At 75.0% G+C, this 10,100-nt stretch carries 8 protein-coding genes and 1 pseudogene; 5 read left to right on the forward strand and 4 right to left on the reverse strand.

The annotated features are described in order from the left end of the window. Positions 1-3 precede the first annotated feature (3 nt). Positions 4-231, reverse strand: coding sequence for a hypothetical protein (locus DN069_RS38700; RefSeq protein ID WP_111507922.1), 228 nt, complete (start codon positions 229-231; stop codon positions 4-6). Between the two features lie 386 nt (positions 232-617). Between DN069_RS38700 and DN069_RS38705 the strand changes: the two genes are divergently transcribed. Then, a complete protein-coding gene (locus tag DN069_RS38705) occupies positions 618-2,093 on the forward strand; it encodes a DNA-binding protein NsdB (RefSeq protein WP_111507923.1) in 1,476 nt (491 codons plus the stop codon). A 43-nt stretch (positions 2,094-2,136) separates the two neighbouring features. On the opposite strand, the gene DN069_RS38710 is transcribed toward DN069_RS38705, so the two are convergent. Then, positions 2,137-2,670, reverse strand: a complete 534-nt coding sequence (locus DN069_RS38710) for a PAS domain-containing protein (RefSeq protein WP_111507924.1) — start codon at positions 2,668-2,670, stop codon at positions 2,137-2,139. A gap of 398 nt (positions 2,671-3,068) precedes the next feature. On the opposite strand from DN069_RS38710, the gene DN069_RS38715 reads away from it, so the two are divergent. From DN069_RS38715 to DN069_RS38735, 4 genes are all read left to right on the forward strand, one after another. Further along, entirely contained in the window at positions 3,069-4,511 is a 1,443-nt protein-coding gene (locus DN069_RS38715; protein WP_111507925.1) for a HEAT repeat domain-containing protein, read from the forward strand. 399 nt (positions 4,512-4,910) lie between these two features. Continuing rightward, complete coding sequence (locus DN069_RS38725) at positions 4,911-6,161, forward strand: glycosyltransferase family 4 protein (protein ID WP_111507926.1); 1,251 nt, start codon at positions 4,911-4,913, stop codon at positions 6,159-6,161. An 11-nt stretch (positions 6,162-6,172) separates the two neighbouring features. Beyond that, positions 6,173-7,390: a glycosyltransferase gene (locus DN069_RS38730; protein WP_111507927.1), complete on the forward strand. Its 1,218-nt coding sequence runs from the start codon at positions 6,173-6,175 to the stop codon at positions 7,388-7,390. After that, entirely contained in the window at positions 7,387-8,337 is a 951-nt protein-coding gene (locus DN069_RS38735) for an SGNH/GDSL hydrolase family protein (RefSeq protein ID WP_111507928.1), read from the forward strand. The genes DN069_RS38730 and DN069_RS38735 overlap by 4 nt, the downstream gene beginning before the upstream one ends. Here the strand turns inward: DN069_RS38735 and DN069_RS38740 are convergent. Continuing rightward, positions 8,324-9,418 (reverse strand): WD40/YVTN/BNR-like repeat-containing protein, encoded by a 1,095-nt coding sequence (locus tag DN069_RS38740; RefSeq protein WP_111507929.1) that lies wholly within the window; start codon positions 9,416-9,418, stop codon positions 8,324-8,326. The genes DN069_RS38735 and DN069_RS38740 overlap by 14 nt on opposite strands. A 287-nt stretch (positions 9,419-9,705) precedes the next feature. Beyond that, positions 9,706-10,100: pseudogene (locus tag DN069_RS38745) on the reverse strand (biotin-dependent carboxyltransferase family protein); the annotation flags it as partial.

Consider the following 10,100-nt stretch of genomic DNA (forward strand, 5'->3'; position numbering starts at 1 on the left):
GCCTCAGCGGGTGCCGACGGCGCCGCTCCGCGCACCGAGCCCCCCGCGCAGCACTCCCCGCAGGTGCGGGCCGGCGCAGCTGCTGGGCGCCGTGCGCGCCACCCCGATCCGGCGGCGGCCGGGCTCGCGCAGCCGGGGGTCGATCCCGATGCCCGGCCGCCGCCGGATCGGGGTGGTGGGCGCACCCTGCGGGCGGGCCACCGGGGAGGGAGAGAGAGCCGGTGAGTACATGGGTGAGTCCTGATCCCTTCGTCTGACCGGGGCTTCCGTCCGGTGCGTCCGGTGCGTCCGTCCTCCGGCCGGGTGGGGCCGGTGGACGGCTGCCTGGTCGGGGTGGCGTTCCGGCGCCGCAGGGGCCGGAGCCCGGTCGGCGCACCCTGGGGAGTTGCGTCTCCCGGGCGAACCCTGGCGCGTGGCGACGGTGCGCCACCCCTTGCGCCACACCCACCCCTGTGGCGGTCGGCCGGGCGATCGCCCAGGTCGGGGTGGCGCATTCATACAACACACCTCGGCGCCCGAAGCGGGACAGTTGGCGAGGCCTGGCGAACCCTGGCGAATGCTCGCCTGGCACATGACGGATGGTTAGTGTCGAAGTGCCGAGAACCTGGGGGCACGACGTGAACAGAGGACCGAACCACCAGCTCGCCGACCTTTTCGCCCTGACCGGATGGTCCAAGGGCGAGTTGGCGCGGCTGGTCAACCGCCGCGGTGCGCAGGCCGGACAGCAGCAGCTGTCGACCGACACCTCGCGGGTGCGTCGCTGGATGGAGCGCGGGGAGATCCCCCGCGACCCCGTCCCGCGCATCCTCGCGGCGCTGTTCAGCGAGCAGCTCGGCCGAGTAGTCACGCCTGAGGACCTCGGCTTCCACCGGGAACGGCCATCCGCCAACGGCTCGCGCCGCAGCGAGCCTGAGGACGGTTCCAGACCTGCACCAGGGCAGACAGCCGCGGTCCTCACCGAGTTCACGGGAATGGACCTGATGCTGAATCGACGCGGACTGATGGGAGCGAGCACCGCCCTCGCGGCCGGGGCCGTCATCGCCAACCCCCTCTACGACTGGATGCGGTCCCCGGCCGCGCTCCCCCCGGTGGAGGGCTCGGCCACGGTGCTCCGTAGCCCGTCCGCCCTGCCGGCCCTCGACTACTACGAGGCCGGCCCGGTCGGCGAGGACGAGGTCGTCGCGCTGGAGGAGTCGGTGGACGTCTTTCGCCGCTGGGACGCCTCGCGGGGCGGCGGCCTCCAACGCAAGGCGGTTGTCGGCCAGTTGAACGAGGTGGGCAGCATGCTCACCTACGACCACCCGGACCACCTGCGGCGTCGGCTGTGGAGCGTGGCGGCCAACCTGGCCGTGCTCGCGGGGTGGATGTCGCACGACGTCGGCCTGGAGCCCACCGCCCAGCGGTACTTCGTGATGGCCGTGCACTCCTCGCGCGAGGCCGACGACCGGCCGCGCGCCAGCGAGGCCCTGGCGCGCGCCGCCCGCCAGATGGTCCATCTCGGGCGCGCCGGTGACGCGTTGGACCTGATGAGGGTCGCGGACGCCGGCGCCGGCGAGGAGGCGCTGCCGCGCACCCGCGCCATGCTGCGCACGGTGGAGGCCTGGGCACACGCCTCCCTCGGCCACAGCCGGGCCACCCGCCGCACGCTCGGCGAGGCCGAGGACCTCTTCGCCCAGGACACGGGCGAACAGGGCCCCAACTGGCTGCAGTTCTTCGATCTCGCGGACCTGCACGGCATGGAGGCGCTCACCTACCGCACCCTGGCCGACCACGACCCGGCCGCCGCGCCCCTGGCGCAGCGCCACGCGCAGCTCGCGCTGCAGCTGCGCGAGGGCGGGCACGAGCGGTCCAAGCTCTTCGACCACATCTCCATGGCCTCGGCCTGCTTCCTGGCCAACAAGCCGGACGAGGCCCAGCGTTACGCCCAGCTGGCGCTGAGCGCGACGGGTGAGATGTCCTCGCACCGCACCTGGCACCGGCTGCGGCAGATGTACCGGCTGACGGCCCGCTACGACAAGGTGCCCGAGGTGGCGCACCTGCGGGCGCAGATCAGCAGGGCGCTGCCACGGCAGCCCCGGCCGCAGATCATCTGAACCGGCAGATCAGCTGAACCGGCAGATCAGCTGAGCCACCGGATCAGCCGACCCGGCGGGCGCGGAGGGCGAGCCAGACGGCTTGGACGCAGCCGTCGTCGGCGAAGCGGGGCGCGCCGACGCAGTGGACCTCGCGCACGGTGCCGTCGGCGAGCCGCAGGCGGAACTCGGCGTCGATCGGGCGTCCGTCGACGAGGGCCTCGGTGAGCAGCCGGGAGACGGTGTGGCGGTCCTCGGGGTGCAGGACGCCCGGGAGCTGGTCGAGGGTGAGCGGGCCGTCCTGCGGTGCGCGCGCGAAGATCCGGAACATCTCGGTGGACCAGGCGACCTCGTCGCGCACGAGGTCCCATTCCGCGTCACCCAGGAGGGTGGCTTCTGCGGCTTCGTCGTCGGTGCCCTCGGCGGCCTGTTCGCCCAGGGCGCCGGTGAGGCGCTCCAGCTGTGCGAGGTGGGAGTGGGCGTGGGCCAGCAGGGCGCGTTCGGCGCGGTCCTGGCCCTCGCCGTACTCCGTCTCCAGCCGCTCGCGCAGCGCGCAGACCTGCTGCGTGAGGGAGGGAGGGGGAAGGTGGGGGTGCATGGCGTCCCGCAGAGGCCGATCGGGGGTTCGTGAACGTTACGACTGTCGCACAGAGCGTGGCGAAGGAGGAGGGCTTTCGCCGAAGATGGGCAGGATTTTGCTTCTGGCATATGCCGCCGAGCAGCGGGCGCGATGGCGGCGCTGTGAGCCGCGTCGCAGGTCACGAGGGTGGCGCGGAAGGTGCGGCCGAAAACGGGCGGGTGCGCGGTAAGGGGTGCGGACGGTAGCATTCCGTGCTTCCGGCTGGCGGCCGCCGTCCGCCGGTGCCACAATCCCCCCGCGGCCACCGTCGCGGACCCGAACCGACCCCTCCCGCGCCGGGGCCGACCGACCAGGTCAAGCGCCGTGCGCACCGAAATTCCTTTGCCACCAGGACCGCCGCAACGGATGCTGACCTCATGTTCGAGCCCGCGATAGCGCCCAGCGCCTCCCTCCTCGGCCTGCTTCAGCGGGGCCGAGGGGACGGCACCCTGCACGCTCTGGCGGCCGAGCGTTCCGACGCGCTCGCCGCCCTGGAGGAGTGCGTCACCAGAGACCCACGCCGGGACTGGCAGGTCGAGAACCGCTCCCTCTACTACGCGCGCCTCTTCATGGAGCTCGAGGCGCCGCTGAGCGGGCTGGAGGCGCACCTCTTCGACGCGTGGGACGAGCTCGACGGTGGCGAGAGCCGCACCGGCCTCACCCTGGCCGTGCTCGGCCGCCTGGTCGGCTACGGCCGGCGGGACGCGCTCCAGCTGCTGCGGCGCTACGCCGCCCAGGGCAGCAACTGGGCCTGGGCGCTCGACGAACTGGCCGTGCGCGACAGCGACGAGGGCCTGCGCGCCCTCGGCCATGCCGTCCTCGCCCGCTTTCCGGAGGGCCCCGAGGGCGACGCCGAGCTGCGCGCCGCGGTCCGCGACGCCTACGAGCCGCGGCCGTGGCACCTGTGGGCGGCCGACCACCCGCGCGTGGCCGCGGCGACCGAGCGCGCGCCGTTCGAGCTGTGGCAACGCCAGATGTCGCGTCCGGAGACGCCGGAGTGGAGCACCGAGGCCGTCCTGGCCTGGGCGGACACGGAGTCCGAGCCGACCCCCGGCGCCGACGTCCTCGCCGAACGCCCGGAGGGCCGCGCCACCCTGCGCCGCGCCGCCGCTGCGGCCCGCCTGCTCGCGGCCGTCGCCGTCCCCGCCGACCGGCCCGTGCTGCGGCTCGCCGCCCGGACCGGCCTGGCCGGCGCCCGCTGTGCGGCGCTGCGCCACCTCGCCGAGGCGGACGACCCGGAGCTGCCGGGTCTGATGGAGCTCGCCGCCGACGACCTCTCCGAGGCCGTCGTGGACTTCGCCCTGGACACGCTGGGCCGGATGCGCGGCGAGAACATCCTCGTGCACGCCCGCGCCTGGGCCGCGCGCACCGACGGCTCCCGGCTCACCGACGCCGCGGCCCGCCTGCTCGCCTGCGCGGGCAAACCCGAGGACGCCCCGCTCGTGGTGGCCGCCCTGCACCGCGAGGTCTCCCGCTCCGGCCCCGACGGCGACGCGCTCTTCGCGCTCGTCGACGGCGTCGGCCGGCTCGAGGCCGCGCAGGCCGTGTCCGTGCTGCGCCATATCTACGGCGAGACCGTCTGTTCCCAGCTGCGCCTGGGCGCGGCGCGCGGCCTGGCGGTCATCGACCCGTACTTCGCCACGGGCGCCGCCGTCGAGTGTCTCTGGGACTGCGAGGAGGCCACCCGCGAGCTCGCCGCGCGCTCCGTGCGCACCAGCGGCAACGTCCGCGTCCTCGACCGCCTCCGCCGCCTCGCCGCCGACCCGGGCGAAGAGGCCGACGTCCACGCCGCCGTCCGCGGCCGCCTCAGCTCGGGCTGAGCGGAAGCCGAGGCGGGCGGCGCGCGGGTTCTCGCCCGCGCCGAGGTCCCCGTCCTGCCGGACGACGCCGTGGACACGCTTGGCGCCCGGGTGCTGGAGGCCGAGCACCGCCTGCTGCCCGCGACCCTGCAGGAGCCCGGCCTGGCGCGCAGTCGGTCCTCAAGGCCCTCCGCTCAGCCCCCGCTCGGCTCGGGCCTCGCCGCGACGAGGCTGAGGCAGGCGGGCTTGACGAGGTCAGGAACGCGGGCGGAATGTTGTGCGAACGGCGGGGAGCCGGCGTAGGGATGGGGAGGGGGAACGGAGCCCGAAGGCGCATTCCGCATGAGGATTCGTGCGCCGTTCGCCGTTCGGTCAGATCCACGTGCCTCGCCGCACGCCGGAGCTCGGAATAACGCTGGCATGCGTGTCGTCCTCGTCACCGAGTCGTTCCCGCCAGACGTCAACGGGGTCGCCCACTCCGTCCTGCGCACCGCCGAGCACCTCGTGCGTCGCGGGCATGAGCCCCTCGTCATCACCCCCGCGCCCGCGACGCCCGTCGGGGCCGGGGATCCGTGCCCGGTCGTACGGGTGCCCGCCATGCCGTTGCCCGGCTATCCGCAAGTGCGGATCGCGCTGCCCAGCCGCAAGCTGGAGCAGCTGATCGCCGGCCACCGGCCCGATGTCGTCCACCTCGCCAGCCCGTTCCTGCTCGGCTCGCGCGGCATGGCCGCGTCCGAACGGCTCGGACTGCCCACCGTCGCCGTCTACCAGACCGACATCGCCGGATATGCCCGCGCCTACCGGGCGGGTAGCGCGATCGGCGAGGCCGCCGCCTGGCGGCGCCTGCGGACGGTGCACTGCGCCGCCGACCGCACGCTGGCCCCGTCCACGCCGGCCCTGCAGGATCTCACCGCCCACGGCATCCCGCGCGTGCACCTGTGGCGCCGTGGCGTGGACTCCGTCCGCTTCCACCCGCGCCACCGCAGCGAGGCGCTGCGACGCGAGCTCGCTCCGGGCGGGGAGGTGCTCGTCGGTTACGTCGGGCGTCTCGCGCCCGAGAAGCGGGTGGACCTGCTGGCCGAGACCGTGGCGCTGCCCGGCGTCCGGGTCGTGGTCATCGGGGACGGTCCCTCCGACCACTCGCTGCGCCAGGCACTCCCCGGGGCGCTCTTCCTCGGCCGCCGGACCGGGGACGAACTGGCCGCGCTCTACGCCTCTCTGGACGTGTTCGCGCACACCGGCCCGATGGAGACGTTCTGCCAGACCATCCAGGAGGCCATGGCCAGCGGCGTGCCCGTGGTCGGTCCCGCGGTCGGCGGACCGCTCGACCTGATCGGCCACCGGCGCACCGGGCTGCTGGTGCCCGCCCGGGACGGCGCCGCCCTCGCCCGCGCGGTGGGCGAGCTCGCCGCGGACGGGGAGGTGCGGGCCCGGTACGGCGAGGCCGCGCGCGCCGAGGTGCAGTCGCGCACCTGGGAGTCGGTCGGCGACGAGCTGATCGACCACTACCGGTGGGTCGTCGCCCAACGCGGCGGCGTCGTCAGCGAGGTCCGGCAGCCGGCTGCCGCCGGGACGGCGCAGGCGGCGCAGGCACCACAGGTGGCCCCGGCCCCGGCCCCGGTGCCGGCTCCGGTCGTCACCCCCGCAGCCGGCACGCCCGCCGCGGCCTAGGAGCGACGGACATGGGACTGCGGATCGTGCGAGTGGCGAACTTCGTCACCCCGACCTCGGGCGGCCTGCGCACCGCGCTCCGCCGCCTCGGGGCCGGCTACCTCGCCGCCGGCCACCAGCCGGTGCTGATCGTGCCCGGCCCCGAGGCCGGGGACGAGGAGACCGAGCAGGGCCGGGTGATCACCCTGCCCGGTCCCGTCGTCCCCGGCATGGGCGGCTACCGGGTCCTGACCGACCGGTCCCGGGTGGCGGCGACTTTGGCGGCCCTGCGGCCGGACCGGCTGGAGGTCTCCGACCGCACCACCCTGCGCTGGACCGGCCGTTGGGCCCGGGAACGGGAAGTCCCCGCAGCGATGGTCTCCCACGAGAGCCTGGACGGGGTGCTGCGCATGTGGGGCCTGCCCCGCTTCGCGGCCCGCCGCGTCTCCGACGCCGTGAACGCCCGCACGGTGCGGGACTTCACCCGGATCATCTGCACCACCGAGTGGGCTGCCCGCGAGTTCCGCCGCCTCGATGCTCCGGACCTGCGGCTCGCGCCCCTCGGCGTGGACCTGACTCTGCGTCACCCAGGCCACCGCGACGAGGCGCTGCGGGACGAGTTCGTCGCACCGCACGAGAAGCTGCTCGTGATGTGCTCCCGGCTGTCCCACGAGAAGCGCCCCGAACGAGCCCTGGACGCCCTCGCCGAGCTCCGGCGCCGGGGCGTACCCGCCGTGCTCGTCATCGCGGGCGACGGCCCGGTACGGGCCCGCCTGGCGGCCCGGATCGAGCGGGACGGGCTGCCCGCCCGCCTCCTCGGCCACGTGGCCGACCCCGCCCGCCTGTCGGCGCTGCTCGCCACCGCCGACGTCGCCCTGGCCCCCGGCCCGATCGAGACCTTCGGCCTGGCCGCGCTGGAGGCGCTCGCCTCCGGCACCCCGGTGGTGGCCTCGGCGTCCTCGGCGCTGCCGCCGATCATCGCCAACGCGGGTCTGCCGGCCCTCGACACCGGCCCCGCCTTCGCGGACGCCGTCCGCAGCCTCCTCGCCCGCCCGGCCACCACCCGCCGCGCCCTGGCCCGCGCCCGCGCCGAGGAGTTCGGCTGGGACGCAGCAGTGGCCGCCTTCCTGTCGGCCCACGACGCCGAGCCGGCGGATGCCGCCGGGCCCCGGCCCGACCTCGCGGGGCCATCGCCCGGCGCCGCCGCATCCCTGAAAGCCGTCCTGCTGTCGAAGGGAGCCCTCAGATGACATCCCTCCGCATGTCCGCCCTCGGTGACTCCCTCACAGAGGGGCTGGGCGACCCGGTCGGTGGTGGGTGGCGGGGTTGGGCCGCGCTGTTGGCCCGGAGCCTGGCCACCGAGCCCGAGGGGGTCGCCTTCACGAACCTCGCCACCAGCGGCGCCCAGACCGCCGACGTGCTGCTGCGTCAACTGCCCGAGGCGCGCCGCAGCCGGCCGCACGTCGCGGCCGTGATCGTCGGCGGCAACGACACCCTGCGGGCCACCTACGACATCGGCGCCGTAGCGCGGCACCTCGACACCACGCTCGGCAGCCTCGGCGAGGACGGCACGGTGCTGCTCACCGCCTGCCTGCCCGACCCCGGGCGGATGCTGGGGCTACCCGAGGCGCTGGCCCGGCCGCTGGGACGGCGGATGCGGAGCGTCAACACCGTCGTGCACGCGCTGTCCGAGCGCTACGACGCGGTGCACGTCCACGCCGCCGACGAGCCATGGCTGTTCGAGCCGGTGATGTGGAGTGTGGACCGGCTGCACCCCAGCGAGCGGGGCCACCGCGCGCTCGCCCGCGCCTTCCATCGTGAACTCGCGCTGCGCGGCATAGCGTTGGGCGCGGCGCCGGACGACCGGACCGACGGGGTCGCGCCGTCCCGTACGGCGCAGGTGCTGTGGATGGCGACCAAGGGCACCCGCTGGGTGCTGGATCGATGCACCGACCTGTTGCCGGACCTGCTGCGCCTGGCGGCAGCCGAGCGCCGGGAGAACCGGGCCGAGCAATTGGACTGGGAGGCTGCCGAGCAGACGGCGTCCGCCCTGCGGTCCCTCCCGGGCTGGCGCGAGCACCTCGCAGCCCGCGCCGCCCAGGAGGCCACCGTTCAGGCCGCCGACCTCGCCGCCACCGCGGCCGCCGAGGGTCAGTTGGAGCGGCCTCGGGACGCTGCCGGGGTCAGCCCAGGGTGACCGCGCGGACGCAGAGCACTGTCGGGAGGTGCTCGTTCAGCAGCGACCAGGACTCGCCCTCGTCCGCGCTGCCGTAGAGCTCGCCGTTCTTGTTGCCGAAGTAGATCCCGGCCGGCTCGCCGTCGTCCGTGGTCAGGGCGTCGCGGAGGACCACACCGTAGTGGTCCCGCTCGGGCAGGCCCTTCTCCAGCGCCTGCCAGGTCTCGCCCGCGTCCTCGGTGCGGTAGACCCGGCAGCGGTGTTCCGGCGCCAGCCGCTCGTAGTCGGCGACCAGCGGGAACACGTACGCGGTGTCGCCGCGGTGCGGGTGCGCGGCGATCGGGAAGCCGAAATCCGCCGGCAGCCCGGAGTCGATGCGTTTCCACACCGCGCCCGCGTCGTCGCTGCGGTAGACGCCGCCGTGGTTCTGCAGGTACAGCCGGGACGGATCGGCCGCGTCCTGGGAGACCTTGTGCACGCACTGGCCGAAGTTCGGATAGCGCTCCTCCTCCGGCATGAAGCGGGCCTCGATGCCGTTGTTCGCCGGCTCCCAGCTCGCGCCGGCGTCCAGCGACCGGTAGACGCCGCCCGTGGAGACGGCGATCGTGACGGCTCGGGGGTCGCGCGGGTCGAGCACGATCGTGTGCAGGCCCTGGCCGCCGAAGCCGGCCTGCCACTGCTCGCGCTGCGGGTGCTGCCACAGCGCCTCGTTCAGCGTGAAGGAGGCGCCGCCGTCCTCGGAGCGGAACAGCGCGGCGGGCTCGGTGCCCGCGTAGACGACCCCGGGCTCCTCCGGCCCGGCGGGCCGCAGCTGCCACACCCGGACCAGCGAGGCGTCCGTGCCGGCCGGGAACTTGACCGCCGGCGCGGGCGGCTCCTGCCAGCTGGCCCCCAGGTCGTCCGAGGTGAACACCGACGGACCCCAGTGACTGGAATCCGCGCCGACCAGGATGCGCGGGGCGGCGCCCCGGCGATCGACGGCGACCGAGTAGACGCCTTGCATCACGAAGTGGGGACCCGTCCAGGACCAGGAGCGACGGTCCTTGCTGCGGGCGAGGAACAGGCCCTTGGCCGTACCGACCGCGAGCAGCGTCTCAGTCATGCGGAACACCTCCAGGCGGAGCCGTGGGTGGGATGGCAGATACGAGAGAGGGGACAGCTGAACGAACGGGCAGGGAACCGGAGGGGGCGGAAGGGCGGACGGCCCCGCGTCCCTGGCTCTGCCAGCAGTCTGGACCCCCGCCGCCCCCGCTGTCCCGTCGAACGCGCTCGAATACACGAACGAGGGAGCGCATGCCGCGCCGGCGTGCGCCCGATTCAGGGAAGCCTCCGGGCGGTCGCGGGGAAGGCCCTCCGGGCCGACCCCGACGCCGACACGAAAATCCCTGATCAGCCGTCCAGTCGTGCCGTCGGCAGCAGCCGGACCGGCGTACCGGGCACGGCCTGCGCCGCTGCGGCCAGGTCCGCCTCCGGCACCACGCCGACGACGGGGTAGCCGCCGGTGGTCGGATGGTCGGCCAGGAAGACGACGGGCATACCGTCCGGCGGCACCTGCACCGCGCCCAGGACCATCCCCTCGCTCGGCAGTTCGCCCAGCCCCTCCCGGCGGCGCAGCACGGGCCCGTCCGTGAGCCGCAGCCCGACCCGGTTGCTGGCGGGGGAGACGCGGTAGGGGAGCCGGGCGAGCGCGGCCAGCGACGCGGGCTCGAACCAGTCGCGGCGCGCGCCGGGCGTGAGGCGCAGCAGCAGCTCGGCGGGCGGCGCCGGCAGCGGCGTGCCGTCCG

The organism is Streptacidiphilus pinicola, from assembly GCF_003258295.1.
Classification (GTDB): Bacteria; Actinomycetota; Actinomycetes; order Streptomycetales; family Streptomycetaceae; genus Streptacidiphilus; species Streptacidiphilus pinicola.